Genomic DNA, 25,404 nt, shown 5'->3' with positions numbered 1-25,404 from the left:
ATGATCGGTACCGCAACAGAACCGGCCACCCGGCCCGAGACCACGCCGGAACGCGGCGAGCACAAGGTGGCGCGCGGGGTACTGGATCCCGCCTTGCTGCTGACCTCGCTGCCCGATGCCGTGCGCAAGCTGGATCCGCGCACGCTGTGGCGCAATCCGGTGATGCTGATCGTGGAGATCGGCGCGCTCTGGTCGACCGTGCTCGCGATCGCCGATCCGAGCGTGTTCGCCTGGGCCATCGTGGCGTGGCTCTGGCTCACCGTGCTGTTCGCCAACCTGGCCGAGGCGGTCGCCGAGGGACGCGGCAAGGCGCAGGCCGACACGCTCCGCAAGGCCAAGACCGACACCATCGCGCGCCGCCTCGTCGAATGGTCGCCCGGCGCGCGGGTGGTCGAAGAGCGGGTCGCCGCACCCGAATTGCGCCGCGGTGACCACGTGGTTGTCGAGGCGGGTCAAGTGATCCCCGGCGACGGTGACGTGGTGGAAGGCATTGCCTCCGTGGACGAGTCGGCCATCACCGGCGAATCCGCCCCGGTCATCCGGGAATCCGGCGGCGACCGTTCCGCCGTCACCGGCGGCACCACCGTGCTCTCGGACCGGATCGTCGTCCGGATCACCCAGGAACCGGGACAGAGCTTCATCGACAAGATGATCGCCCTGGTCGAGGGCGCGAGCAGGCAGAAGACGCCGAACGAGATCGCGCTGAACATCCTGCTCGCCGCGCTGACGATCATCTTCGTGTTCGCCGTCGTCACCTTGCAGCCGCTGGCCATCTTCTCGAAGGCGAACAACCCCGGCGTGCCGGACACGGCGGCGCTGAACGCCGACGGCATCACCGGGATCGTCATGGTCGCGCTGCTTGTCTGCCTGATCCCGACCACCATCGGCGCGCTGCTGTCGGCGATCGGCATCGCTGGCATGGACCGCCTCGTGCAGCGCAACGTGCTCGCCATGTCCGGCCGCGCGGTCGAGGCCGCGGGCGATGTGAACACGCTGCTGCTCGACAAGACGGGAACGATCACCCTCGGTAACCGGCAGGCGTCGGAATTCGTTCCGATGCCCGGCATTCCGGATGACGAGCTGGCCGACGCCGCGCAGCTGTCCAGCCTGGCGGACGAAACGCCGGAAGGCCGTTCGATCGTGGTGTACGCCAAGCAGGCCTACAACAAGCGCGAGCGCACGCCCGGCGAGCTGACCGGCGCGACGTGGGTGGAATTCACCGCTCAGACCCGCATGTCGGGCGTCGACCTCGCCGGAGGTCATCGGCTGCGCAAGGGCGCCGCGAGCGCGGTGACCGAATGGGTTCGCGCCAACGGCGGTTCGGTGCCCGACGAGATCGGCGTCATCGTGGACGGTATCTCCGCCTCCGGCGGCACTCCCCTCGTCGTCGGCGAGATCGACGGCGGCGTCGCCCGGCTGCTCGGCGTGATCCACCTGAAAGACGTGGTGAAGCAAGGCATGCGGGAGCGCTTCGACGAGATGCGCAGGATGGGCATCCGCACCGTCATGATCACCGGCGACAATCCGTTGACCGCCAAGGCGATCGCGGACGAGGCGGGCGTCGACGACTTCCTCGCCGAGGCCACCCCCGAGGACAAGCTCGCCCTGATCAAGAAGGAACAGGACGGCGGACGGCTGGTCGCCATGACCGGCGACGGCACCAACGACGCCCCGGCACTGGCCCAGGCCGACGTCGGCGTCGCGATGAACACCGGCACCTCGGCGGCCAAAGAAGCGGGCAACATGGTCGATCTCGACTCCGACCCGACCAAACTCATCGAGATCGTGGAGATCGGCAAGCAGCTGCTCATCACGCGGGGCGCGCTGACCACGTTCTCCATCGCCAACGACATCGCCAAGTACTTCGCCATCATCCCGGCGTTGTTCGTCGGGCTGTTCCCCGGCCTGGACCTGCTGAACATCATGCGCTTGGCCAGTCCGCAGTCGGCGATCCTTTCCGCGGTGATCTTCAACGCGATCGTCATCGTGGCGCTGATCCCGCTGGCGTTGCGCGGCGTGCGCTACCGCCCGTCGCACGCGTCGAAGCTGTTGAGCCGCAACCTGACCGTGTACGGCCTCGGCGGCATCGTCGCGCCGTTCCTCGGCATCAAGCTCATCGATCTCGTCGTCCACCTCCTCCCCGGGATGTCCTGAAATGCGTATGTCCACTTGGATCCGGCAACACCTCGCCGCGCTGCGCGCCCTGCTGGTGCTGACCGCGATCACCGGAATCGTCTATCCGCTGGCGGTTTTCGCCGTCGGCCAGCTGCCGGGGCTGAACGACAAGGCCGACGGCTCACTGCTCACGTCGGAGGGAAACGTGGTGGGCAGCAGCCTGATCGGCCAGTCGTTCACCGACGCCGACGGCAACGCGCTCGTCCAGTACTTCCAGAGTCGCCCGTCGGCGGCCGGTGACGGCTACGACCCGCTGTCCACCGCGGCGAGCAATCTGGGACCCGAGGACATCGTGGACCAGAACGTCTTCGACGCCGAGGGCCGGGCGAGCCTGTTGAGCACCGTGTGCGCGCGCAGCAAGGAGATCGGCGACCGTGAGGGGGTCGACGGTTCCCGGCCGTTCTGCACGAACGACGGTGTCGGCGCGGTACTTTCGGTGATCGGTCCGCGCGACGCGGACGGCGAGATCTCGCGCCCGCTCCAGGTGATCAGCGTGAACCAGGCGTGCCCCGCCGTGCCGTTCGTCGACGCCTACCGCGGCGTTCGGGTCGAGTGCGCCGAGCCGGGAGTCGACTGGTCCGTCGGCCGTCTCGTGCCGATCCGCGGCGACGCGCCCGCCGACCCGGTGGTGCCCGCCGACGCGGTCACCGCGAGCGGCAGCGGCCTCGATCCGCACATCTCCCCCGCCTACGCGGAGCTCCAGGTGCCGCGGATCGCCAAGGAGCGCAACGTGTCCGAGGCCGAGGTGCGCGGGCTCGTCGCGGCGCACACCGAGGGAAGGACCCTCGGGTTCCTCGGTGAGCCGCGGGTCAACGTGGTCGAGTTGAATCTCGACCTGGACCGCACCCACCCGTTCCGAGGCTGAGCCTCGGGCGCACCGAAACGAAGGCAGCCCCGCGCCGAGTGCCGGGGCTGCCTTCGTGCGATGGGACCATCCACCGCCCAGTACGAAATACGCTCGGTTACACAGCGGTTCGGGCGGTCAGGTCGTCCAGCAGGACCATGACCTCCCCTTCCCGCTTGACGACATCGGTGAGCCGGATCTTCAGCGCCAGCAGGTCGGCGTCGGCGATCGCGTCGGCAGGCTCGTGACCGAGGTGCTGCCAGTCCGGGCCCGCGGTGATGTCGCCGAGCACCAACTCTCGCTCACCCTGTTCGCCGCCGAGGCGTGCGGACACCCGGATCGACGCGTGCGGCGAGCGCACCCACAGGTTCACCACCGCCAGCCGGCCGGCGATCGAGAACGACTGTCCGGGCTTGGCGACGAGCTCGACCTCGAGGTCGTTCTCCGCCGACTTGACCAGCAGCACGAGCGCCCGGTGATCCTCGCCCGCGACACCGTCGGCGTAGACGCCGGGCGTCTTGCTCGGCGCGCCCTCGGCGAACGTGGTGAGGTGCGTGCGGCCCGCCCCGTCCCCCGCGAGCTCCCACTTGTCCTTGTTCTCGAAGTCATCGAGCAGCACCTCGACCGATGCGTTCGACATCCCCGCCGTCCCTTCCCTGCGTCGCATCCCACCGGACACCCTCCGGCTCGCCATGAACCCTACAAGTCGGCGAGTCCGCCCGCCGCGCGAGGACACGCACCGGCCGGGTCCGAAGCCCGTGCGATGTCACGTTTCTCGGCGCCGTTCCGTCTTGGTTGGTGTAAGGCGAATTCTCGACGAAAGGACGAGCGCATGTCACGGATGAAGCTGCCGCAGTTCGCGCCCGAGATCTACCAGGCATGGATCGCCGCCGAGGGCGCGATCCAACGCGGCCCGCTGGACCCGGTGGTGCGGGAACTGGTGAAGATCCGGGCCTCCCAGATGAACGGGTGCCTGTTCTGCGTCGACATGCACACCACCGACGCACGGCTGGCGGGCGAGACCGAGAAGCGCATCTACCAGCTCGACGCCTGGCGCGAGTCGGAGCTCTACACCGACGCCGAGCGGGCCGCGCTGGCCTACGCCGAAGCCGTGACCCGCCTGGACGTGCACGGCGTGAGCGACGAGATCTGGGCCGAGGTGGAGAAACACTTCGAGGAGGGCGCGCGGGCGGGCCTGGTCGCCCTCACCGCGATGATCAACATGTGGAACCGGATCGGCGTGCCGCTGCGCATGCGGCCCGAGCCGGTCTGACGGGGCGACGAGCGGGACGGACCGGTCGGATTGTCGGTGCCCTCGGCCAGGATGGGGTCATGACGGAACTATCGCTACGCGAGCTGAACCGGACCCTGCTGCTGCGCCAGAAGCTGGTCGAGCGGGTGGATCTGACGCCGTTCGAGCTCGTCAGGCACCTCGTAGCGGTGCAGGGCCAGGAACCCAACTGGCCTTACATCGGCCTGTGGACGCGCTTGGCCGAGTTCCGGCACGACGATCTCGCCGCGCTGCTGCGTGATCGAGAGCTTGTGCGCTCCACCATGATTCGCCGCACCGTGCACCTGGCCGACAGCGCCGACTTCCGCTGGCTGCGCCCCACCGTGCAGCCGGTGGTCGACGCGGCGCTCAAAGCCGCGTACTACCGCGAGGAGATCGACGGCATCGATCTGGCCGCGCTCGCCGCGGCGGGCCGCGAGCTGCTTGCCGGAAAGCAGTTGAGCCGCAGCGACTTCGGCAAGCTGCTCACCGATCGGTTCCCGGACCGGCACGTCCGCAGGCTCGCCGAGACCGTCGAACTGCTGGTCCCGCTGGCGCACGGCCCGGAAACGGGGACGTGGGGCCGGTGGCGCAACCGCTACGTCACCGTGGGTCTGGCCGAGGAGTGGATCGGCGCGCCGATGGCCGAGCCCGACCCAGCCACGCTCATCCGGCGCTATCTCGCCGCCTTCGGTCCGGCGACCGTCGCGGACATGCAGGCGTGGGCGGGCATCACCCGCCTCGCCGAGGTGGTCGACGAGATGCGCGCGGAGCTGGTGGTCTACACCGACGACCGGCACCGCGTGCTGTTCGATCTGCCGGACGCGCCGCTTGCCGATCCGGATCTCGACGTCCCCGTGCGCTTCCTGCCCGCCTTCGACAACGCGCTGCTCGGCCACAAGGACCGCCGCAGGATGATCAGCGAGGAGGACCGCCAGCGCACCGCGAAGGAAGCCTCGGCGGGCGTGCCCGTGTACCTCGTCGACGGATTCGTGCACGGCCGCTGGGCACTGGAGGACGACACCGTGCGCATCACGCCGTGGCATCCACTCTCGGCCGCGGACGAGGCCGCCCTCCGAGCGGAAGCTGTAAGTTTGCTGGAGTTCGCCACGCCCGACGGGCATGGAAAGATTTTTGTGGAGAGCGCCTAAAGATCCGAAAAAACCGCTGCCGATAAGCACAAATTCGAGACGGAACTATCGGTACGATAACGGATCGAAGAAGATTTCCAGCAACAGCTTGGTTTGAGCCTCGCCAAACGAGGTACAACCCCTTCGGCCTCCCCTGACACGTTCCACTGTGACAGGCCAACCAAGCCCCATGGACGGCGGTGAAGTTCTCGCTCCACCTCCGCCGGCGGCGGCCACCACGTTAGGCACCCGGCGCATCGGTGTGCTGGGTGGATGCGAGTGCAATGGTTGTGTCCCTGGAAGGAGGGTCATGAGCGCAGTGTTCTCGGCGCCGGTTTCGGCGCAGCGTGTGGCTTCGGATCTTCTCTCGATCGATCACCCTGGTACCCGATTCCGCATTGCCATGGTTGTTCCGCCCTATTTCGACGTGCCGCCGAAGGCTTACGGCGGCGTCGAGGCGGTAGTCGCCGATCTGGTCGATTCGTTGGTAGCGCGTGGCCATGATGTGACGCTGTTCGGTGCGGGCGAGCCGGGTACCAAGGCTCGCTTCGTTCCCCTCTGGGATCGGGCACTGCCCGAACGCCTCGGCGATCCGTTCCCCGAGGTCGTGCACGCGCTGAAGGCGCGAAGGGCGATCGAACGCCTGCACGCGACACACGGCGTCGATCTCGTGCACGACCACACCTTCGCCGGTCCGCTCAACGCACCGGCGTACTACGGCCTCGGACTGCCCACCGTGGTGACCGTGCACGGACCCGTGCAGGACGACTGCTACCGGTACTACCAGGCGCTCGGCGACGAGGTGTCGCTCGTCGCGATCAGCGACCGCCAGCGCGCGCTCGCCCCCGACCTGCACTGGGCCGGGCGGGTGCACAACGCGCTGCAGGTGGCGGACTGGCCGTTCCAGACCGAGAAAGAGGACTACGCGCTGTTCCTCGGCCGGTTCAACGAGTGCAAGGCGCCGCACCTGGCGCTGGAGGCCGCGCACGCCGCCGGAATTCCACTCATCCTGGCTGGCAAGTGCAGCGAACCACCTGAGCTGGCGTACTTCGAAGAGAAGGTGCGCCCGCTGCTCACCGACCGCGATCACGTCTTCGGGATGGCCGACGCCAAGGCCAAGCGCAAGCTGCTCGCCGGTGCGCGCTGCTTGCTGTTCCCGATCCGCTGGGAGGAACCCTTCGGCATGGTGATGATCGAATCGATGGTGTGCGGCACACCGGTGGTCGCGCTGCGCGGCGGCGCGGTCGAAGAGGTGGTCGTCGACGGCGTCACCGGACGCATCTGCGACGATCCCGCCGAACTGACCGCGGCGATCGCCGAGGTGCAGACGATGGATCCGGCCGCGTGCCGGGCCCACGTCGAGGCGAACTTCGGCGCCGACGGCGCGGGCCGCGGCTACGAGCAGGTCTACCGCAAGCTGCTGCGGCCGAAGAACCGGGTCGCCACCCGTGTCGCCGAGCCCACCGTGCCCGTCGCGGTCGCGGGCAGGCTCGCGTGACGGGAGCCTCCGCCGCGAGTGGCCCCGCGCCGCTCAACTCGGGTGAACCCGCGGGCTTCGGCGGAGCCGGGTCGGTGACCTTGGTGGAAGGTGGCACCTTCTGCCTGTCCAACCGGCTCGGCGACGTCGAGCCCGGCCGCCCGCACGGGCTGTTCTTCCGAGACGCGCGCGTCCTGTCGCGGTGGGAACTGCTCGTCGACGGCAGACCGGCGGAGCCGCTGTCGGTCCTCAGCCCGGAGGCGTTCATCGCCCGATTCGTCATGCGCAGGCCGCCGCATGCCGGGCTGGCCGACAGCACCCTGCTCGTCGTGCGCGAGCGCATCGTCGCCGACGGCATGCACGAGTTGCTCACGTTGGAGAACATGGGCCGCGAACCCACCGCGGTCACCTTGGAGCTGCACGTCGACGCGGATTTCGTCGACCTGTTCGCGGTCAAGGAGGGACGCGCGGGACATCTGCGCGCCGATGTGACCGTCGCCGAGGGCGAACTGCTGCTGCACGATCGCTCCGACCGGATGCGGGGCATCACGATCTCGGCCACCGTGGAACCCTCGGTGCTGCCCGGCACACTGGTGTGGCGGGTCGTCGTTCCGGTCGGCGGCAAGTGGCAGACCGAGGTCATCGCGCAGCCGACGTTGGGCAACCAGCAGGTGCAGATGCCGCTCACGCCCGGCGAGCACATGGGTTTCAGCGCACCGTGCCGCAAGATCGCGGCGTGGCGCGACACCGCCACCGACATCTCCTCGGCGGACCCGGTGCTCACCCAGGTGCTGCGCCGTACCGAAAGCGATCTGGGCGCGCTGCAGATCCACGACGACACCGGTGAGAGCAGACCGTTCGTCGCGGCGGGCGCGCCGTGGTTCATGACGCTGTTCGGGCGCGACAGCCTGCTCACGGCCTGGATGGCGTTGCCGCTCGCCGTCGACCTGGCTCTCGGCACGCTGCAACAGCTGGCGGAACTGCAAGGGCAGGAACTGAATCCGCTCAACGAAGAAGAGCCGGGCCGGATCATGCACGAGATGCGGCGCGGCCCATCGGGCGGGCAGGTGCTCGGCGGCAACATCTACTACGGAACCGCCGACGCCACACCGCTGTTCGTGATGCTGCTCGCCGAATGCCATCGGTGGGGCGCGGATCCGGCGGCGATCGAGGAACTGCTGCCCGCCGCCGACGCGGCACTGGAGTGGATCACCGAGTACGGCGACCGCGACGGCGACGGTTTCGTCGAGTACCGTCGCGCCACCGATCGCGGTCTGATCAACCAGGGCTGGAAGGACAGCTACGACGGAATCAACGACGCGGGAGGACATCTCGCCGAGGCTCCGATCGCGCTGTGCGAGGTGCAGGGCTACGTGCACGCCGCCCTGCTCGCCAGGGCCGAACTGGCCGAAGCCTTCGACGAGACGCGCCTGGCCGGACGCCTGCGCGAGCGGGCGGCCGAACTGCGCGGCAAGTTCACCGAACAGTTCTGGATGCCGGATCGCGGCTGGTACGCGGTCGCGCTGGACGGCACCAAACGCCACGTCGACGCGCTGACCAGCAATGCGGCGCACTGTCTCTGGGCGGGTATCGCCAGCGACGAGCACGCCGAGGAACTCGTGCGTCAACTGGCCAAGGAGGAGATGGACACCGGATTCGGGCTGCGCACCCTTGCCTCCAACATGGGCGCCTACAACCCGATGAGTTACCACTGCGGCTCGGTCTGGCCGCACGACACCGCCATCGCCGTCGCCGGTCTGCTTCGCTACGAGCACGTGCCAGGCGCGACGAAGCTGGCCACCCGGCTGGCCACCGGATTGCTGGACGCCGCAAAGGCTTTCGACGGGCGCCTGCCCGAGCTGTTCTGCGGATTCCCGCGCTCCCGGTTCGCGGTACCGGTGCCATACCCCACGTCCTGCTCGCCGCAGGCGTGGGCGAGCGCCGCACCGCTGCTGTTGGTGCGTGCCTTCCTCGGCCTGAATCCCGATGTGCCGCATCGCACGCTGACGGTGCGGCCGCGACTGCCCCAGTCCTGGGGCCGGGTGACTCTCACCGCGCTGCGCCTCGGCGACGTCAGCGTCGATCTGGAAGCGGAGGGTCATCAGATTCACGCGGCACGACTGCCGGACGATTGGCAACTGATCACGCTGTGAAACGCTCATGACAACGGCCCGCGCACGGGAATCGGGCATCCCGCAACGCAGTGTCGCGGGCTGGAGGTGCACGATGCAGACATCCCAGGACAAGCGGGATCTGTGGAGCACTCAGCACAGAGACTGCGGAATCGAACCGACCGACCTGGACATGGAACTCGCGCAGTTCCTACGCAGCGTCCACGCGGGGCACGGGCCGGACTGTCGCCAATACCTCGCGGCCGCCGCCTACTGTTTCAGCAACGCCGAAACATCCTGAGCGGCGATCCCGCACCGTGTCGCGACCGGCTCATCGCGCCGGAGTGCAGCGACCTGGTTCGAGCAGATCGCTGGCACACGGCTCGTTGCCGTGCGCGCGAAGCACTTCCGCGCCGACGTCCGCGGTCAGGTAGTGCAGGAAGCTCGCCGCGAGCGAATCACCGGGCAGATCGCCGTTGCTGTACGCGTATTCGACGCCCCAGAAGGGGTAGGAGCGATCGATCGCGGCCTGCCGTCCCGGCGCGACACCGCCGAGCGTGAGCACCCGCATGTCGGCCCTGCGCGCCTCGGACAGCTCCGAATAGCCGATCGCACCGGGAATCTCCCCGACCGCCTTGTGCATGTCCTTGGTGACCGGCACGTCGCAGTAGGTGCCCGCGGTGTCCTTGATGGCAGTGCAGCTGCGGTGCGGGCGGGCCGGTTGCGCGCCACCGAGCAGCGCGTCCTCGAAGATCACCCGGGTGCCCGATCCCGGTGCCCGATCGATCAGCACGACAGGCACGTCCGGACCGCCCACCTCCCGCCAGTTGGTGATTCGCCCCCGATACAGATCCCTGACCTGGGCGACCGTGAGGTCGGTGACTCCGAGGTCTCGGTGCACGACGACGGCGAACATCGAGAGAGCGAGCGGACGAGCTTGCAGCGCGGTGTAACCCGGGCCCTTCGCGCCGTCGCTGATCGTGAGGAGCCCGGAATCCCGTCCGGCTTCGGCCACCCGGTCGAGACCTCGTTCGGTGCCCTCGAAGTCGAAGGCGAATTCCGCTGCCGTGCAGCGCTTCTCGTACTGCGCCGCCGCGTCGCGGATCACCGGGTCGAACGCCGAGGAGCCGACCAGCGTGAGTTTCCCCGCGGCACAGTCGAGCGGCGGCGGCGGAGGCTGGAGCGCGTCGACGACGAACTGCCCGATGATCACCAACACCAGGAACACGGTCAGCAGCAGCATCACCCGGGAAATGCCGGTGCGGCTGCGCGTCTCGACGACGCTGCCGCCGCGAATGTCGCCGCGCAGCACGGGATCCGGAGCCTGATCGTTGCCGTTGCCGTCCCGGTCGCCGTTACCCTCGCCGCGCTGCAGGATGGCCAGGATCTTGTAGTGCGCGTTCCGGATCAGCGGCACTTTCGGCAGATCGATGACGCCCGTGCGCCCGTCGGGCTCCACATTGATGGCGATGCCCGACGCGGGACCGAGTCTCGGGGCCAGGTCGCGATCGCTCAACTCGGTCACGGCCATGCCGATCACCCGGCGCTGCGGGAAGTGCAGATGCAGGCCGACCTGCTGGGAGGGCGACAGATAGTCAGACTCGGAGATCGCGGTGTTGCCGCTGTTCTCGATGCGGACCAGCACCACCGAAAGCTCGCGAAGCTGTTCACGCCGTTCGGCTTCGGTACCGGCGGGGTCGGGATGCAGCCGCTCCAGCACACCGGGGTACACCGACCCGATCTCGCCGGTGACGGGCGTGTCCATCTGCACGCGGTAACCGAGCCGCCTGCGGCCGACGAAGACGAACTCCCACAGGAATGCCGCGAGCGGCACCACGATACCGATGAACGCGAGGATGGTATCGAGCGGAAAATCGTCCAACGCTTGCCCCACCCCCGAGAGTCCTTTCGCCGCTCATTGTGCGGTGCCGCACCGCGATTCGCCCGCGTCGCCGCCGAGTGTTCGCCGGGCGTTCATCGGCCGACCATCCGGCTCAGGCCGACGCCGTCCACGCGAGCAGTTGTTCCACCGGCCAGGTGTTGATCACCCGGTCCGGATCGACGCCGTTGGCGACGGCGCGCTCGCAACCATAACCCTGCCAGTCCAATTGGCCCGGCGCGTGCGCGTCGGTGTCGACGGCGAAGTGGCAGCCGATCTCGACGGCCAGCCGCAGCAGGCGCGACGGCGGGTCCAAACGCTCTGGGCGGCAGTTGATCTCGACGGCGGTGCCGTACTGCTTGCATGCCTCGAAGACGAGTTCGGCGTCGAAGGTGGATTCCGGGCGGGTGCCGCGGCCACCGGTGACCAGTCTGCCGGTGCAGTGGCCGAGCACGTCCACGTTCGGGTTCGCGACCGCGTACACCATGCGCTTGGTCATCGTCTCGCTGTCGGCGCGCAGGTGCGAATGCACGCTGGCCACCACGATGTCCAGCTCGGCGAGCAGGTCGGCCTCCTGATCGAGGGCGCCGTCGTCGAGGATGTCGACCTCGATGCCGGTCAGGATGCGGAACGGCGCGAAGCGCTCGTTCAGCTCGGCCACCAGGTCCCGCTGGCGGCGCAGCCGTTCGGCGGACAGGCCGTTGGCGACCGTCAGGCGCGGCGAATGATCGGTGAGCGCGCAGTATTCGTGCCCGAGCGCCGCGGCGACGCTCATCATCTCCTCGATCGGGCTGCCGCCGTCGGACCAGTCGGAGTGGGTGTGCAGGTCGCCGCGCAGCCGGGTGCGCAGCGGCTTGCCAGGCACGCCGATGGGCTGGGCGGCGCGGCGCAGATCGGCCAGGTAGTCGGGCACCTGACCCGCGCAGGCCTGCGCGATGACGGCGGCGGTCTTCGGTCCGATGCCCGGCAGATCCTGCCAGATCCCCGCCGCCTGATACATGGCGAGCTCATCGGCCGACAGTCCCGCCACCACATCGGCGGCGCCGCGGTAGGCCTTGACCCGGTAGCTCTTGGCGCGTTCCCGTTCGAGCCAGAAGCCGATCTCGCGCAGCGCTTCCACCGGACCGGGCGCGTCGGCCCCGCCCGGTTCGGCGATGTGATCGGCGTCTGTCACGCGGCTAGCGAATCCGGCTGTACTTCACGAATGCCACACCGTCCTCGAAGACCCGGCTGGTGATCACCCGGAACCGGGCCGCGTCCGGCAGCCGCGGCCCGGAGCCGAACAGCGAGCGGCCGCGGCCGAGCACGATCGGATACAGCTTCAGGAAGATCTGATCGATCTCCGGAAGCAGTGCCTGCGCCAGCTCGCCGCCGCCGCACAGCCAGATGCCTAGTCCCTTGTCGCGCTTGAGTTCTCGGACCCGTCCCAGCGGATCGTCCGAGATCAGCTCGACGGCAGGATCCGGGCTCTCCGGCAGCGTCGTGGAGACGACGAACTGCCGCAGGTGCGCGTACGGGCTCGAGGTGCCGGTGCGCACGCCGAAGTCGTGCGTCTTGCGGCCCATCAGCACCGTGTCGAAGTTGGCATTGCGCTTGTCGATGCCGCGAGACTCGCGCACCTTGGTCGGCAGCGTCTCGGGATACTGCGCGGTGATCGCCGGGCCGTGGTCGCCGCCGACCGGGAAGAAGTCGACCGACCCATCCTCGGTGGCGATGAACCCGTCGATCGTCGACGCGACATAGTAGGTGAGCTTGCGCATATGTCCTTCCTCCAGGCGACCGGGCGGGGGTCCCGGACCGCATGAGGAAACGGTAGCTCGCTCGGCTCAGCGACGGCGCGGCTTCGGCTGGCAGCGCGGACAGTAATAGGAAGAACGGTTCATGAAGCGCTCGCGGACGATGGGCGCGCCGCAGCGCAGGCACGGCTCGTCCGCCCTGCCGTAGACGGTGAGCGCGCGTTCGAAGTAGCCGGACTCTCCGTTGACGTTCACGTAGAGCGCGTCGAACGAGGTTCCGCCCGCGACGAGCGCATCGCCCATCACGGCGACGGTCGCGTCGAGCAGCGCGCGGACCGCGGGCCGGGTCAGGCCGGAGGCCAAGCGATTGCCGTTGATGCGGGCGCGCCAGAGGGATTCGTCGGCGTAGATGTTGCCGATGCCGGAGATCACCGACTGGTCAAGCAGCACCCGCTTGATCTCGGACTGTTTGGCGCGAATGGCCGCCACCGCCGCCTCACGATCGAAGCGCGGGTCGAGCGGATCGCGGGCGATGTGCGCGACCGGTTCGGGGACCGGCGTCCCGTCCACCTCGACGAGCGGCGCGAGCGCCCAGCCGCCGAAGGTGCGCTGGTCGACGAAACGCAACTGGGTGCCGTTGTCCAAGGTCGCCTGGATGTGCGCGTGCTTCTCCAGCGGCGCGTCGGCGGGCTGCACCAGCATCTGACCGCTCATGCCGAGATGCACGACCAGCGCGTCGTCGCCGTCGTCGAAGGTGAGCCAGAGGTACTTGCCGCGCCGTTCGGCCGAGGCCACCCGCTGGCCGGCCATGCGGGCCGCGAGATCGGCCGCGCCCTCGAGGTGACGGCGCACCGATCTCGGGTGCGTGACGGTCACCGATTCGATGGTGCGGCCGACGACGAATTCGGCGAGTCCGATACGGACGGTCTCGACCTCGGGGAGTTCGGGCACGTCAGGCTTCGGCGGTCAGCGCCTGGTAGGCGGCGCCCGCGGCCTTCTGCTCCGCTTCCTTCTTGGACCGGCCGATGCCCTGCCCGTAGGCACGGCCGCCGATCACCGTGGTCGCGGTGAACTCCTTGTCGTGATCGGGCCCCGTCGAGGTGATCTCGTAGCTGGGCACGCCGAGACCGCGTTCCGCCGTGAGTTCCTGCAGGCTGGTCTTCCAGTCGAGACCGGCGCCCATCCGGGGACCGCGCTCGAGCAGTTCGGCGAACAGCCGCAGCACCACGCCGCGGGCCACGTCGATGCCGTGCTGCAGGTGCACCGCGCCGAGCAGCGACTCCATGCCGTCGGCGAGGATGCTCGGCTTGTCCCGGCCGCCGGTGAGCTCTTCGCCCTTGCCGAGCAGCAGGTGCACGCCGAGCCCGCCTTCGCCGAGCCCGCGCGCCACCTCGGCGAGCGCGTGCATGTTCACCACGCTCGCCCGCAGCTTGGCCAGTTCGCCCTCGGACTTGTCCGGGTGCTCGTGGTAGAGCCGCTCGGTGATGCTGAGGCCGAGGACGGAGTCGCCCAGGAATTCCAGGCGCTCGTTGGTCGGCAGACCGCCGTTCTCGTAGGCGTACGACCGGTGCGTCAGCGCGAGGCGTAACAGATCCGGTCGTACGTCGACGCCGAGGGCTTCGAGCAAACTGGCGTGTTCACCGGACGAGCCGGCTTCGTCCTTGCTGACGGTCACGTCGATACGACAGATCGAACTGTCAGACGGCGGCGGTGACCTGGCGGCCCTTGTAGGTGCCGCAGGACGGGCACGCGATGTGCGGCAGGGTCTTCTCGCCGCAGGCGCGGTTCGGGCAGGTGATCAGGGTCGGCGCGGTGGCCTTCCACTGGCTGCGCCGCGACCTGGTGTTGGAACGGGACATCCGGCGCTTGGGAACGGCCACGACTAACTCTCCTCTGTCCTAATTGCTCTGCCGGTTCGGCTGACGGTCTTGCGTTTATCGGTCTGGGTCGGCGTCCGCGTCGGGACTGCCGTTGCCGGGCGATTCGGTGGCGAACTTCGCCAGCCCGGCCCAGCGAGGGTCAAGTATCTCATGCCCATGATCGGAACCCGCAATCGCCATCCGCACGCCGCATTCCGGGCACAGCCCGGCGCAGTCCGGCGTGCACAGCGGCTGCAGCGGCAGCTCGAGGCCGATGGCGTCGACGATCACCGGTTCCAGGTCGATGAAGTCGTCGTCCATCCGGTAGACCTCGTCGTCCTCGGTGGTCTGCTCGGTGGTGCTGTCGGGATAGGCGAACAGCTCCGTGAGATGCAGCCGGACCTCGTCGGTGAACGGTTCGAGGCAGCGCGAGCACTCCCCCGCCGTCGGCGCGGTCACCGTCCCGGTGACCAGCACACCCTCGGACACCGCCTGCAGTTGCAGGTCGAGCTCGACCTCCGCCCCTTCCGGGATGTGGATCAGGTCCAACCCGATTCGCGCGGCGGTGGTGACCGTGCGCTGCTGCTCCCGCATGGTGCCGGGGCGACGGCCAAGGCTGCGGGTGTCCAGCACGAAACCCGCGTCCGCCTTGCGGTGCGAGGCCGCACGGTGACGCGATGCGGAACCGGAACGGGCGGGCATCACGAACTCACTCACGATCGAAGGGAAATGGGCAACCACTCAACAATACGCGAGGTGTCGGTCGAACCTCAAAACGCCGACGGCGCTGGGCAGTCGGTTCGGCGCGGTTCCTCCGCGGCGGCTTCGGCGCGGCAGCGGGCCGCGGCTGGGGTCAGCGGCGGAATTCCGCCGCGTAATCGGGCGCGCCCGCGCCGCTGCGCAGCTGGTGGCGTCCGCGGCCGACGACGCGCAAGGTGCTGTTGAGGGTTTCCTCGAACTGCGCGAGCGTCGAGTCCACGTAGTGGTCGCACTCGTCGCGCATCCGGTCGACCTCCTCGTGCGCGCCATCGATGAGTCGCGCGGATTCAGCGTGCGCGGCCCGCACCACCTCGGTCTGGGTCACCAGGCGCTCCTGCTCGGCGAGACCCTCGGCCACCGAGCGCTCGTAGGACGCCTTGCCCGCCTCGATCATGCGCTCCGACTCGACCCGCGCCCGGCCGGTCACCGCCTCGTACTCGGCATTGCCGTCGGCCACGATGCGATCCGCCTCGGCCTGCGCGGTGGTGACCAGGTGATCGGCGTGCGCGCTGGCCTCGGCGACCATGCGGTCGGCGTGCGCCTTGGCGTCGGCGAGGATGCGATCGGCCTCCTCGCGGGCCGAACCGATGGTCTGCTCGGCCTGTTCGTTGGCGGTGGTCACGGTGAACTCGGCGGCCGAGCGGGCGTCCGAGACGATCTTGTCGCGGTGGTCGAGCACGTCCTGGGCGTCGTCGAGTTCGCCGGGCAGCGCGTCGCGCACGTCGTCGAGCAGTTCGAGCACGTCACCGCGCGGCACGATGCAGCTGCGAGTCGGCGGGATGCCGCGCGCCTCTTCGACGATGGCGACCAGCTCGTCGAGTGCCTCGAATACGCGATACATGCTCACTACCCCGCTCTCCTGCTGACTCAGGCGAAACTCTCCGCCGACGCCCAGTGTGCCCCTCATCACGGCGGATGCCGAGTCCTGTTCCGGTGTGTCGTGACAGTGTCTCGCACACCACAAAATCAAGTGGAGGCAGACCCTCCACTTCGTGCTACATTTTTTCAGGAGAGGGTCCCGACAAGATCTTCTTAAGCGGACCGCAGGCCTGAACCCGGACTGTGGGAGCACAGGAGGCCAACGGAAGGAAGCGGCGCCCGCCGCGGTTGTTCCTACCGAAGGCTCAGGTTGGATCGGAAGAACAATGACGGTTCTGGAAGTACCGCGCTCGGCAGGAGTGCCGATCGGCATCTACTCGCCGTGGGCCTTCCCGTACCCCACGGTGCGCACGGTGTCGGTCGCCCGGTTCGGGCAGCTGCTGCAGTACCTGCGCGGTGATCGCGCCTTCGCCCAGCTCGTGCGTTTCGCACTGGTCGGCGGTTCCAGCAATGTCGCCTACGTCCTGCTCTTCTTCGCCATGCACGGCATCGGTCCGATCGTGGCCAATATCGCCGGATCGGTCGTGAGCACGATCATCGCCAACGAGCTGCACCGCCAGCTCACCTTCCACGCCGCGGGCCGGGTCGGCTGGTTCACCGCGCAGTGGGAGGGCGGCGGACTCGCGCTGGTCGGCCTCGGTATCACCACCGCGGCGCTGGCCGGGCTGGAGATCTGGGCGCCCGGTCTCGGCGACACCGCCCAGGCGGCGGCCGTCCTCGCCATCACCGCCGCGGTCGGCGGCATGCGCTTCCTCGCCCTGCGCGGTCTGGTGTTCTGAGCGAGACTTTCCACAGACGAAACCGCCCCGTTTCCTGATTCGGAACCGGGGCTTTTGTTGTCGGGAGGCTCAGCCGCGCTGTTCGGCGAGGCGATCGAGCAGCCGCTTGTGCACCGAGGGCGGGAGCATGTCGCTGACGTCTCCGCCGTAGGTCGCCACCTCCTTGACCAGCGAGCTGGACAGGAAGCTGAAGGTCGGGTTGGTGGCGATGAAGAACGTGTCGACGCCGGAGAGCTTCTTGTTCATCTGGGCCATCTGCAGTTCGTAGCCGAAGTCGGTGGCGTCGCGCAGGCCCTTGACGATGGCGGTGATGCCCTGCTCCTTCGCGAAGTCGACCAGCAGGCCCTGCCAGGAGGTGACCCGCAGGTTCGGCAGGTGCGCGGTCGCCTCGCGCAGCATCTCCATCCGCTCCTCGACGGTGAACATGCCCTGCTTCTTCGGGTTCACCATGACGGTCACCACGACCTCGTCGAATTGCGCCGCCGCGCGGGCGAATACGTCGAGATGCCCGTTGGTGACCGGATCGAACGAACCGGGACACAGTGCTCCAGCCATGAGCCGACGCTACCACCCGGTCACGGCCGGTAGTCGGCCAGTTCCAGGCGGGTTTCGCCGTAGCGGCGCGGCTTGGCGGGGACGAAGGCTGCGGGCCAAGCGATTTCGGGGGAACGGCTGGACCGTTCGACGACGATCAGTGCGTCGGGGTGCAGCCAGCCGCCGTCGGCCAGCGCGGTCAGATCGGCGGTCACCGCCGCCGTGTCCACGTCGTAGGGCGGGTCTGAGAGCACGAGATCGAACTGTCCAGCACCGCCCTGGGCGAGCACCGCGGCGACCGGCCCGACGCGCAGTTCCGCGCCGGGCAGGCCGAGGTCGGCGATGTTGCCGCGCACGACGGCTGCCGCCTTGCGATCCGACTCCACCAGCAGCGCGTAGGACGCGCCGCGGGACAGCGCCTCCAGCCCGAGCGCGCCGGAGCCCGCGTACAGGTCGAGCACCCGGACGCCGTCCAGATCCATCCTGGCGTCGAGCGCGCTGAACAACGCCTCGCGCACCCGGTCGGAGGTCGGCCTGGTGCCCGCGGGCGGCACCCTGAGGCGCCGCCCGCCTGCCGCACCGGCGACGATCCGGGTCATTCCGCGGTGGACTCGCGCACGGCGAGTTCGACCAGCAGGTCACCGCCCTCGACCTGCTGCACCTTGCCGATCGCGACGCGGGCGACGGTGCCCGCGCGCGGCGCGGTGATGGCGGCCTCCATCTTCATGGCCTCGATGGTGCCGATGGTGTCGCCGGTCTCGACGGTGTCGCCCTCCGCGACGACCAGGGTGACGACACCGGCGAACGGCGCGGCGAGATGACCGGGGTTGGTCTTGTCCGCCTTCTCCGCCACCGGGATCTCGCTCGCGACGGACCGGTCGCGCACCGACACCGGCCGCAGCTGGCCGTTGATGATGCACATCACCGTGCGCATGCCGCGCTCGTCGGGCTCGGAGATGGCCTCCAGGCCGATCAGCAGGGTGACACCCTTCTCCAGCTGCACGCGGTGTTCCTCGCCGCGGCGCAGGCCGTAGAAGAACTGGTTGGCGCTCAGACCCGAAGTGTCGCCGTACTTTTCGCGGTGGGCGAGGAACTCCGCCGTCGGGCCGGGGAACAGCAGCCGGTTCAGCGTCGCGCGTCGCTCCAGCGAATCCCCTTCCAGCCCCGCCTGATCCGCGGCCGAAAGCGGGGTCTCCGGCTTGGCCGCGCCGCGCCCGGCGAGCGCCTTGCTGCGGAACGGTTCGGGCCAGCCGCCCGCCGGGGTGCCGAGTTCGCCACGCAGGAAGCCGATCACCGAGTCGGGGATGTCGTAGCGGCCGGGATCGGCGGCGAAGTCCTCGATGTCGACGCCGGTGCCGACCAGCGCGAGCGCGAGATCGCCCACGACCTTCGACGACGGCGTCACCTTCACCAGGCGGCCGAGCAGCCGGTCGGCGGCCGCGTACTTGGCCTCGACCTCCTCGAACCGATCGCCGAGGCCGAGCGCGATGGCCTGCTGGCGCAGGTTCGACAGCTGACCGCCGGGGATCTCGTGGGTGTAGACGCGTCCGGTCGGCGCGGGCAGCCCGGATTCGAAGGGCGCGTACACCTTTCGCAGCGCCTCCCAGTACGGCTCCAGGTCGCACACGTTCTGCAGATCCAGTCCGGTGTCGTGCTCGCTGTTGGCCGCGGCCGCGACGATCGCCGAGAGCGCGGGCTGGCTGGTGGTGCCCGCCATCGCGGCGCTCGCGCCGTCCACCGCGTCGGCGCCCGCCTGCCAGGCCGCCAGGTAGGTGGCCAGCTGACCGCCCGGTGTGTCGTGGGTGTGCACGTGCACCGGCAGGTCGAAGTTGCTGCGCAGCGCGGTGACCAGGGTCGCGGCCGCCGGAGCGCGCAGCAGGCCGGCCATGTCCTTGATGGCGAGCACGTGCGCGCCCGCGTCCACGATCTGCTCGGCCAGCTTGAGGTAGTAGTCGAGGGTGTAGAGGTTCTCGTTCGGGTTCGACAGATCGCCGGTGTAGCTCATCGCGACTTCGGCGATGGCCGTACCGGTTTCGCGCACCGCGTCGATGGCCGGGCGCATCTGGTCGACGTTGTTGAGCGCGTCGAAGATGCGGAAGATATCGATGCCGGTGGCCGTCGCCTCGGAGACGAAGGACCTGGTCACCTGCTCCGGGTACGGGGTGTAGCCGACGGTGTTGCGTCCGCGCAGCAGCATCTGCAAGCAGATGTTGGGGATCGCCTCGCGCAGCGCGGCGAGCCGCTCCCACGGGTCCTCGTAGAGGAAGCGCAGCGCCACGTCGTAGGTCGCGCCACCCCAGCATTCGACCGAGAGCAGCTCGGGGGTCATCCGTGCGACGTGCCCGGCGACCTGCAACAGGCCGTTGGACCGCACGCGCGTCGCGAGCAGCGACTGGTGTGCGTCACGGAAGGTGGTGTCGGTGACGCCGACCGCCTTCTGCTCGCGCAGCGCCTGCGCGAAACCCTCCGGGCCGAGGCGAATCAGCCGCTGGCGCGAGCCGTCCGGCGGCGGCACGCTCAGGTCGATGGCGGGCAGCTTGTCGTGCGGATACACCGTGGTCGGGCGCTCGCCGTGCGGCTTGTTGACGGTGACGTCGGCCAGGTACTCGAGGATCTTGGTGCCGCGGTCGGCGGACTGGCGCAGCGTCAGCAACTGCGGGCGCTCGTCGATGAACGAGGTGGTGACCCGGCCCGCCTTGAAGTCGGGGTCGTCGAGCACCGCCTGCAGGAACGGGATGTTGGTGGTGACGCCGCGGATGCGAAATTCGGCGAGCGCGCGCCGCGCACGGGCCGCCGCCGCGGGCAGGTCCCGGCCGCGGCAGGTCAGCTTCACCAGCATGGAGTCGAAGTAGGCGCCGATCTCCGCGCCGAGGTTGGCGCCGCCGTCCAGGCGGATGCCCGCGCCGCCGGGGGTGCGGTAGGCGGTGATGCGGCCGGTGTCGGGACGGAATCCGTTGGCCGGGTCCTCGGTGGTGATGCGGCACTGCAGCGCCGCGCCCCGAATGGCGACGGAGTCCTGGCTCAGGCCGAGGTCGGCGAGAGTCTCACCCGCCGCGATGCGCAGCTGCGACTGCACGAGGTCGACATCGGTGATCTCCTCGGTCACCGTGTGCTCGACCTGGATGCGCGGATTCATCTCGATGAAGACGTGGTTGCCGCGCTCGTCGAGCAGAAACTCCACGGTGCCCGCGCAGCTGTAGCCGATCTGGCGGGCGAAGGCCACCGCGTCGGCGCAGATGCGTTCGCGCAGCGCCGGATCCAGGTTCGGCGCGGGCGCCAGCTCGATCACCTTCTGGTGGCGACGCTGCACCGAACAGTCGCGCTCGAACAGGTGCATGACGTTGCCGTGCTGGTCGGCCAGGATCTGCACCTCGATGTGGCGCGGGTTCACCACCGCCTGCTCGAGGAACACGGTCGGGTCGCCGAACGCGGATTCGGCCTCACGCGAAGCGGCCTCGATCGATTCGCGCAGCTGCTCGGGCGCGGCGACCCGGCGCATGCCGCGACCGCCACCGCCCGCGACCGCCTTGACGAAGATCGGGTATTCGAGTTCGTTTGCGGCGGAGAGCAATTCGTCCACGTCCGCCGACGGCGCGCTGGACTTCAGCACCGGAAGTCCTGCCGCCCTTGCGGCCTCGATGGCGCGCGCCTTGTTGCCCGCCAGCTCCAGCACTTCGGCCGAGGGGCCGATGAAGGTGATGCCCTCGCGCGCGCAGGCCGCCGCCAGGTCCGGATTCTCGGAGAGGAATCCGTAGCCCGGGTAGATCGCGTCGGCGCCCGCGGACTTGGCCGCGTCGATGATCGCCTCGATGGAGAGGTAGGCGCGGACCGGGTGGCCCTTCTCCCCGATCTGATAGGACTCCGCCGCCTTCAAACGGTGGACCGAGTTGCGGTCCTCGTATGGGAAGACGGCGACGGTCCCGATGCCGAGTTCGTAGGCGGCGCGGAACGCGCGGATGGCGATCTCGCCACGATTGGCAACCAAGACTTTCGAGAACATTGAACCAAGGTACCTGGCCCCGAATACAGCGACGACATGGAAGTCCCCTTCGCAGCAATCTTCACAACGAGACCTAGCAGGCTTGCGAAGTTGCGTTCATCCCTGCGTCACATCTCACCATCCGCCCCGCCGGTCTGTGCGGGCAGGCCGAGGGGTGCGCACGGAATATTCCGCCGTCCGTTTATGCTGGACAACGCAGCTGGTTCTCCAGTGCGCCCGACGAGATGGAGCCCCGACGTCGAGCGCCGGAGTCGAAGTCCGCTCCCGGTTTGCCGGTGGCGGGCGAGAGGGAACCCGGTGGGAATCCGGGACTGTCCCGCAGCGGTGAGCAGGAACGAACACCGTCATCACGCACTGGGCGAAGGCCTGGGAAGCGGCGGTCAGTAGGTCGGCGAGGGGAAATCTCCCCAGCCGGTGCCCGCGAGTCCGAAGACCTGCCAGTTGTGCCGGATACGCCGTATCCGGCGGCCACCGCCTCGTGGATTGGGCGCGCGGACCACCAGTGCTTCCCGGGCTCCGTCTGTCTTCGGTTGCCCGCGACGTTCGCTGGTCGCCGCGCGCTCGCATGGCGATGGCTCACGACCTGAAAAGCACTGGAGCACACCGTGACTGTTTCCGAACACGCACCATTCACCGCGACTGTTCTCGGGCTACCGCGCGTGGGGCCGCGGCGCGAGCTGAAGCGCGCCACCGAGTCGTACTGGGCCGGGCGCCTCGACGCCGAGCAGCTGCACACTGTCGCCCGCGACCTGCGGCGAACCCAGCTGACCGAGCTGCTGGCTGCCGGGCTGGACTCGATCCCGGTCGGCACCTTCTCCTACTACGACCAGGTGCTCGACACCGCTGTCCTGCTCGGCGCGCTGCCCGAGCGGGTGGCCGGGATCGCCGATCCGCTCGACCGCTACTTCGCCGCCGCCCGCGGCACCGACACCGTGGAACCGCTGGAGATGACCAAGTGGTTCGACACCAACTACCACTACCTCGTCCCCGAGATCGGCCCGGAGACGACGTTCGCGCTGCACCCGGAGAAGCTGCTCGCCGAGCTGAGCGAGGCGATCGAGCTCGGTGTGCCCGCGCGTCCGGTGGTGGTCGGGCCGGTCACCTTCCTGAAGCTGGCCAAGGCCACCGGCGGCGCGGCGCTGGATCGGCTCGGCGAGCTGGTCCCGCTCTACCGCGACCTGCTGCGTCAGCTGGCCGCCGCGGGTGCGGCGTGGGTGCAGATCGATGAGCCGGTGCTGGTCACCGATCTCACAGCGGACGAGATCGAGCTGGTCCGGCGCACCTACGCCGAGCTGGCCGAGGCGAGCGAGCGGCCCGCGATCCTGGTCGCCACCTACTTCGGCACGCCGGGCGACGCTCTTCCCGCGCTCGCGAGCACCGCCGTCGAGGGCATCGCGCTCGACTTCACCGCGGCGCTGGACCTGTCCGCGGTGGCCTCGCTGCCATCGCTGGCGGACAAGCTGCTGGTGGCGGGCGTGGTCGACGGACGCAATGTGTGGCGCACCGACCTCGACCGCGCGCTGTCCACCCTCGGGACGCTGCTCGGCAGCGCGTCGTCGGTGACGGTGTCGAGCTCATGCTCGCTGCTGCACGTGCCGTACTCGCTGGAACCCGAGACCGGGCTGGACGAGAAGCTGCGCTCCTGGCTGGCCTTCGGCGCCGAGAAGGTGACCGAAGTGCGGCTGCTGGCAACGGCTTTGGCGCAGGGTACCGAGGCCATCGCGGACGATCTCGCGGCCGCGCGTGCGGCAGCGGAGTCCCGCACCGCCGACCCGCGACTCTCCGACGCGCAGGTTCGGGCGCGGCTCGATTCGCTCGGCCCGGACGCCACCCGCCGCGCGCCCGCCGAGGAACGCCGTGCCCTCCAGGCCCAGCGGCTCGATCTGCCCGCGCTGCCGACCACCACGATCGGCTCCTACCCGCAGACCTCGGCGATCCGGCTGGCCAGGGCGGCGCTGCGCAAGGGCGAGATCGACCAGGCCGAGTACGTGCGCCGGATGCGCGCCGAGATCGCCGACGTCGTCGCGTTGCAGGAGAAGCTCGACCTGGACGTGCTCGTGCACGGCGAGCCGGAGCGCAACGACATGGTGCAGTACTTCGCCGAACAGCTCGACGGTTTCGCGGCCACCGAGAACGGCTGGGTGCAGTCCTACGGCACCCGCTGCGTGCGGCCGCCGATCCTGTTCGGCGACGTCACCCGGCGCACGCCGATGACCGTCGACTGGATCACCTACGCCCAGTCGCTGACCGACAAGCCGGTCAAGGGCATGCTGACCGGCCCGGTCACCATCCTCGCCTGGTCGTTCGTGCGCGACGACCAGCCGCTGGCCGACTCGGCGCGCCAGGTGGCGCTGGCGATCCGGGACGAGACCGTGGATCTGCAGTCCGCGGGCATCCGCATCATCCAGGTCGACGAACCCGCCCTGCGCGAACTGCTCCCGCTGCGCGCCGCCGACCAGCCCGCCTACCTGGACTGGTCGGTGGGCGCGTTCCGCCTGGCGACCTCCGGCGTCTCCGACGCCACCCAGATCCACACCCACCTGTGCTACTCGGAGTTCGGTGAGGTCATCGACGCGATCGCGGGCCTGGACGCCGACGTGACCTCCATCGAGGCGGCCCGCTCCCGCATGGAGGTGCTCGACGACCTCAACGCCGCGGGCTTCGACCTCGGCGTCGGCCCGGGTGTCTACGACATCCACTCCCCGCGCGTCCCCAGCGTCGAGGAGATCACCACCTCGCTCCGCGCCGCCCTGAAAGCCGTTCCCGCCGAACGGCTCTGGGTCAACCCGGACTGCGGCCTGAAGACCCGCGGCCCGGTCGAGGTGGAAGCCTCGCTGCGCAACATGGTCGCGGCGGCCAAGGCCGTGCGCTAGAACTCCGGCCGGGCCGCGCTTCCCCGCGCGGCCCGGCCGCTGCGCTCCTCGGGGACACCGATCGCAGCCCTTGGCGGAATCCGAACCGCCCTCCACCGGAGACGATCTCACTCGACCTCAGGCGGACGCCCTTGCTGCCGCCGCCTTCTCGGCGGGTAACTCTCGCAAGCCTCCCCCGCCTGCCGCACCCGACGCTCCCGCGCCTTGGGACTCACCCCCTGCCGCCACGACGGCACACACCTCGACCGTTCCATGCGCCACCCCTCCTCACACGTCGATCAACAGTTCTCCCCTGCTGTCTTTGTTCGACGCGCGCGGTGACCATTCGGTTCCCTCTCCGGCAAACATCGATTTCGACCGGATAGGCCGAGGGCACAGCCGATGGCCGACCCGGCTCGCTCACAACGCCACCGAGTCCGCTCAGCCTGGATCGAGTCGAGGCCGGAGATGGCGCGGCTCCCGGCGGTGTAAGGTGGCGGCTCCGCTCAGGTGGGCAGGCCGAAGGCGCGGTTGATGGCGGCCATGTCGAAGTAGTCGCGCCAGGCGGTGATGGCGCCGTTGTCGACCTCGAAGACGCCCATTACGGGGAGTGGGGTGTCGCGGCCGTTGCCGCGCAAGGTGTCGGTGCGTTCGTTCATGACGACGTTGCCCGAGGTCACCTGGTGGTGGATGTCGAAATCGATGGCGTCGAAGGTGGTGAGGAAGCCTGCGATGAAGTCTCGGATGGCGGTACGGCCGACGATCGGCTCCATCGGAATGTTGTGGTACACCGCGTCTTCGGCGAAATACGAAGCGATCCGATCGGGGTCGGGATCCGACCAGCTCCGACACATCGCGCGGACGAGTTCGTCGGGATCGGTCATAGCAACGCTCGCTTCCTTGGCACCGGGGTCATCGGCTCGATCAACCGATTCAACCAAACAATTGCTTGGTTGAACAGCGGTTACCCAAGCCCGCCCGGCCATGCCGCACCCGTCGCACCACCGCTCTGGCCACCCGCAAGACCGCCGGTGCCGCCTCCCGGCCCACCGGCCGCACCGAGGCGATCCCACACACGTTCTGCACGCGCCACATAGCCGGTGCCTATGTGACGCGTACG

At 69.1% G+C, this 25,404-nt stretch carries 22 protein-coding genes and 1 riboswitch; of the genes, 9 read left to right on the top strand and 13 right to left on the bottom strand.

The window, feature by feature from the left end; genetic code table 11:
- Together kdpB and CRP45_RS26070 are read left to right on the top strand one after the other, a co-directional pair.
- Positions 1-2,154, top strand: a complete 2,154-nt coding sequence (gene kdpB / locus CRP45_RS26075; protein WP_097247418.1) for a potassium-transporting ATPase subunit KdpB — start codon at positions 1-3, stop codon at positions 2,152-2,154.
- A gap of 1 nt (position 2,155) precedes the next feature.
- Entirely contained in the window at positions 2,156-3,040 is an 885-nt protein-coding gene (locus CRP45_RS26070) for a potassium-transporting ATPase subunit C (RefSeq protein ID WP_097247417.1), read from the top strand.
- Positions 3,041-3,137: 97 nt separating this feature from the next.
- On the opposite strand, the gene CRP45_RS26065 is transcribed toward CRP45_RS26070, so the two are convergent.
- Positions 3,138-3,659: a hypothetical protein gene (locus tag CRP45_RS26065; protein WP_097247416.1), complete on the bottom strand. Its 522-nt coding sequence runs from the start codon at positions 3,657-3,659 to the stop codon at positions 3,138-3,140.
- Positions 3,660-3,851: 192 nt separating this feature from the next.
- Between CRP45_RS26065 and CRP45_RS26060 the strand changes: the two genes are divergently transcribed.
- The 5 genes from CRP45_RS26060 (at position 3,852) to CRP45_RS26040 (ending at position 9,308) form a co-directional block, all read left to right on the top strand.
- Positions 3,852-4,292, top strand: a complete 441-nt coding sequence (locus CRP45_RS26060) for a carboxymuconolactone decarboxylase family protein (protein WP_245910446.1) — start codon at positions 3,852-3,854, stop codon at positions 4,290-4,292.
- Positions 4,293-4,351: 59 nt separating this feature from the next.
- Positions 4,352-5,440: a winged helix DNA-binding domain-containing protein gene (locus CRP45_RS26055; protein WP_097247414.1), complete on the top strand. Its 1,089-nt coding sequence runs from the start codon at positions 4,352-4,354 to the stop codon at positions 5,438-5,440.
- A gap of 289 nt (positions 5,441-5,729) precedes the next feature.
- Complete coding sequence (locus CRP45_RS26050) at positions 5,730-6,917, top strand: glycosyltransferase family 4 protein (RefSeq protein ID WP_067782056.1); 1,188 nt, start codon at positions 5,730-5,732, stop codon at positions 6,915-6,917.
- Entirely contained in the window at positions 6,914-9,049 is a 2,136-nt protein-coding gene (locus CRP45_RS26045; RefSeq protein WP_097247412.1) for an amylo-alpha-1,6-glucosidase, read from the top strand. Before CRP45_RS26050 ends, CRP45_RS26045 begins: the two co-directional genes overlap by 4 nt.
- A gap of 73 nt (positions 9,050-9,122) precedes the next feature.
- Positions 9,123-9,308 carry a hypothetical protein gene (locus tag CRP45_RS26040; RefSeq protein ID WP_097247411.1) on the top strand — a complete coding sequence of 62 codons (186 nt, stop codon included), beginning with the start codon at positions 9,123-9,125 and terminating at the stop codon, positions 9,306-9,308.
- Positions 9,309-9,338: 30 nt separating this feature from the next.
- Here CRP45_RS26040 and CRP45_RS26035 read toward each other — a convergent pair whose 3' ends face one another.
- The 8 genes from CRP45_RS26035 to CRP45_RS26000 all read right to left on the bottom strand — a co-directional run bounded on the left by CRP45_RS26035 (position 9,339) and on the right by CRP45_RS26000 (position 16,081).
- Entirely contained in the window at positions 9,339-10,901 is a 1,563-nt protein-coding gene (locus tag CRP45_RS26035) for a substrate-binding domain-containing protein (RefSeq protein ID WP_245910442.1), read from the bottom strand.
- A gap of 100 nt (positions 10,902-11,001) precedes the next feature.
- A complete protein-coding gene (locus CRP45_RS26030; protein ID WP_245910440.1) occupies positions 11,002-12,060 on the bottom strand; it encodes a PHP domain-containing protein in 1,059 nt (352 codons plus the stop codon).
- Positions 12,061-12,064: 4 nt separating this feature from the next.
- Complete coding sequence (locus CRP45_RS26025) at positions 12,065-12,646, bottom strand: dihydrofolate reductase family protein (RefSeq protein ID WP_097247410.1); 582 nt, start codon at positions 12,644-12,646, stop codon at positions 12,065-12,067.
- A 66-nt stretch (positions 12,647-12,712) separates the two neighbouring features.
- Positions 12,713-13,573, bottom strand: a complete 861-nt coding sequence (gene mutM / locus CRP45_RS26020; protein WP_097247409.1) for a bifunctional DNA-formamidopyrimidine glycosylase/DNA-(apurinic or apyrimidinic site) lyase — start codon at positions 13,571-13,573, stop codon at positions 12,713-12,715.
- Position 13,574: 1 nt separating this feature from the next.
- Positions 13,575-14,297: a ribonuclease III gene (rnc, locus tag CRP45_RS26015; RefSeq protein ID WP_067782039.1), complete on the bottom strand. Its 723-nt coding sequence runs from the start codon at positions 14,295-14,297 to the stop codon at positions 13,575-13,577.
- A gap of 22 nt (positions 14,298-14,319) precedes the next feature.
- Complete coding sequence (gene rpmF, locus CRP45_RS26010) at positions 14,320-14,502, bottom strand: 50S ribosomal protein L32 (RefSeq protein ID WP_014987105.1); 183 nt, start codon at positions 14,500-14,502, stop codon at positions 14,320-14,322.
- Positions 14,503-14,556: 54 nt separating this feature from the next.
- Complete coding sequence (locus CRP45_RS26005) at positions 14,557-15,183, bottom strand: YceD family protein (RefSeq protein WP_067782035.1); 627 nt, start codon at positions 15,181-15,183, stop codon at positions 14,557-14,559.
- A gap of 151 nt (positions 15,184-15,334) precedes the next feature.
- On the bottom strand, positions 15,335-16,081 hold the full coding sequence (locus CRP45_RS26000) for a DivIVA domain-containing protein (RefSeq protein ID WP_067782028.1): 747 nt from the start codon (positions 16,079-16,081) through the stop codon (positions 15,335-15,337).
- Between the two features lie 304 nt (positions 16,082-16,385).
- Here CRP45_RS26000 and CRP45_RS25995 point away from each other — a divergent pair, with 304 nt between their 5' ends.
- Positions 16,386-16,898 (top strand): GtrA family protein, encoded by a 513-nt coding sequence (locus CRP45_RS25995; RefSeq protein ID WP_067782026.1) that lies wholly within the window; start codon positions 16,386-16,388, stop codon positions 16,896-16,898.
- Between the two features lie 69 nt (positions 16,899-16,967).
- Here the strand turns inward: CRP45_RS25995 and coaD are convergent, their stop codons facing one another.
- From coaD to CRP45_RS25980, 3 genes are read right to left on the bottom strand one after another with little or no spacing between them, the layout of a single operon-like run.
- Positions 16,968-17,453: a pantetheine-phosphate adenylyltransferase gene (gene coaD / locus CRP45_RS25990; RefSeq protein WP_067782022.1), complete on the bottom strand. Its 486-nt coding sequence runs from the start codon at positions 17,451-17,453 to the stop codon at positions 16,968-16,970.
- Positions 17,454-17,473: 20 nt separating this feature from the next.
- The gene (rsmD, locus tag CRP45_RS25985) at positions 17,474-18,031 is read right to left on the bottom strand and encodes a 16S rRNA (guanine(966)-N(2))-methyltransferase RsmD (RefSeq protein ID WP_097247408.1); all 558 of its coding nucleotides are present in this window, start codon (positions 18,029-18,031) and stop codon (positions 17,474-17,476) included.
- Positions 18,028-21,432 (bottom strand): pyruvate carboxylase, encoded by a 3,405-nt coding sequence (locus tag CRP45_RS25980; protein WP_097247407.1) that lies wholly within the window; start codon positions 21,430-21,432, stop codon positions 18,028-18,030. Before CRP45_RS25980 ends, rsmD begins: the two co-directional genes overlap by 4 nt.
- 248 nt (positions 21,433-21,680) lie before the next feature.
- Positions 21,681-21,888, top strand: a riboswitch (cobalamin riboswitch).
- Positions 21,889-22,037: 149 nt separating this feature from the next.
- Here CRP45_RS25980 and metE point away from each other — a divergent pair.
- Entirely contained in the window at positions 22,038-24,305 is a 2,268-nt protein-coding gene (metE, locus tag CRP45_RS25975) for a 5-methyltetrahydropteroyltriglutamate--homocysteine S-methyltransferase (RefSeq protein ID WP_097247406.1), read from the top strand.
- A 485-nt stretch (positions 24,306-24,790) separates the two neighbouring features.
- On the opposite strand, the gene CRP45_RS25970 is transcribed toward metE, so the two are convergent.
- Complete coding sequence (locus tag CRP45_RS25970) at positions 24,791-25,168, bottom strand: nuclear transport factor 2 family protein (RefSeq protein ID WP_097247405.1); 378 nt, start codon at positions 25,166-25,168, stop codon at positions 24,791-24,793.
- Between the last annotated feature and the right edge of the window lie 236 nt (positions 25,169-25,404).

It is taken from the genome of Nocardia amikacinitolerans, from assembly GCF_900215415.1.
Taxonomy (GTDB): domain Bacteria; phylum Actinomycetota; class Actinomycetes; order Mycobacteriales; family Mycobacteriaceae; genus Nocardia; species Nocardia amikacinitolerans.
This window is presented reverse-complemented; position numbering and strand designations above follow the sequence as displayed.